Origin of the sequence: Mesorhizobium sp. M7A.F.Ca.CA.002.09.1.1 (assembly GCF_003998555.1) — a bacterium.
Taxonomy (GTDB): Bacteria; Pseudomonadota; Alphaproteobacteria; order Rhizobiales; family Rhizobiaceae; genus Mesorhizobium; species Mesorhizobium ciceri.
This window is the reverse complement of the sequence record NZ_RZRR01001234.1, coordinates 1-1,253: the sequence shown is the minus strand read 5'-3', so window position 1 is coordinate 1,253 and position 1,253 is coordinate 1. Positions and strand designations below refer to the sequence as shown.

General features: G+C 62.3%; 3 protein-coding genes. All 3 read right to left on the bottom strand.

Annotated features, from left to right (window positions below; translation table 11 throughout):
• On the bottom strand, positions 1 to 523 hold a 523-nt coding region (locus EN994_RS32105), incomplete at its 3' end, for a YdcF family protein (RefSeq protein ID WP_164746447.1).
• A 7-nt stretch (positions 524 to 530) separates the two neighbouring features.
• Entirely contained in the window at positions 531 to 1,061 is a 531-nt protein-coding gene (locus tag EN994_RS32100) for a hypothetical protein (RefSeq protein ID WP_127308183.1), read from the bottom strand.
• 1 nt (position 1,062) lies between these two features.
• Positions 1,063 to 1,253 (bottom strand): amidase family protein (locus EN994_RS32095; RefSeq protein WP_245466153.1); only part of this gene is annotated, 191 nt, incomplete at its 5' end.

Below are 1,253 nucleotides of genomic sequence, written 5' to 3'. Positions count from 1 at the left end.
CCTTGGTGAAGACCGCGTTCTCATAGGTGTTGCGGGACTTGTTCTCCAGGATCATCCAGTCGGCGGCCACGCCAAGCGCGGTGAGCAGGCGCGGCGCGGTTGCGGCATCGCCCTCGCCATCGAGAAACAACGCGCCGGTGCCGCCGGAGACGACCACCTTGGCGGTGGGAAAGCGCCGGGCGAGAATCGCGGTCTCGACCATCCGATCGCCGCTGCTGTTCAGCTCATAGCCGCCGCGCGCCAGATTGATGGCGCCCTCGAAGCCGCCGCCGAGCACGACGATGCCGTCGACCTTTTCCGGCAGCGGCGGGCGTTGAAAGCGCTCTTCCAACGGATTGAGCATCATGGCGCCGAGCGACGTCCATGCTGACAGTGCAAGGATCAAAAATGCCAGCACGCTGCCGGCGGCCGCTAACCGTCGGCGCCCGATCGTGACCGCGAGCAGTCCCGCTAGCAGCAGGAAGATCGCCAGGTTGAGCGGCTGGATGAAGAACCAGAAGATCTTGGAAAGGTAGAAGAACATTGGCTGCCTATCGTCGGCTCGAATTCTCACGACCGATGAAGTGCTCGACGGCACTTGTCACAGCCTCGGCCTCGGGCCGGCTCAACTCCCTGCCGAAAACAAGGACGCCGTTGGTGTTGGTCAACCTGATGACTTCCGACAGCCCCGCTTCATCCGTTGGATAGGCATGGTCGAGGATTTCGGCCTCAAGGTGCCCTTTCAAAGGCAATGAGGAACGATTTCGCACAAAACCCCTGACGTCGCGCACGGCTGCCACGTCGGTTAGCCGCAGGGTTTCCTTGCCGAACACCAGCCACATGAAATCCTTGCCGAGGAAGTAGGTGAAGAGGGCAATGATCGCAGTGAACGACAGCAGTCCGAGAGTGCCGCTGGCGACGTTTGCGGGCGACGTGTCGGTCAATCCCATGTAGCCGGTATAGGCAACGATCGCGGCCCCAACCAGGACGAAGCCCATCCTGAAATCCGAGATGCGCGGTGGGTTGGTTATCAGCAGTTCGTCTTCCGTCTCGACGATGGAAATGCGAGACGGGGGCGGCATGCTACCACCATTTCTCCGGCTGGAATGTGCCGGCGGCTTGCTCGATGACGGCGGCGGTCTGGAACAGGGTTTCCTCGTCAAACGGCCGGCCGATCAACTGAAGCCCGAGCGGCAAACCCTTGGCGTCGAGCCCGGCGGGCACAGCGATGCCCGGCAGGCCGGCCATGTTCACCGTGACGGTGAAGATGTCGT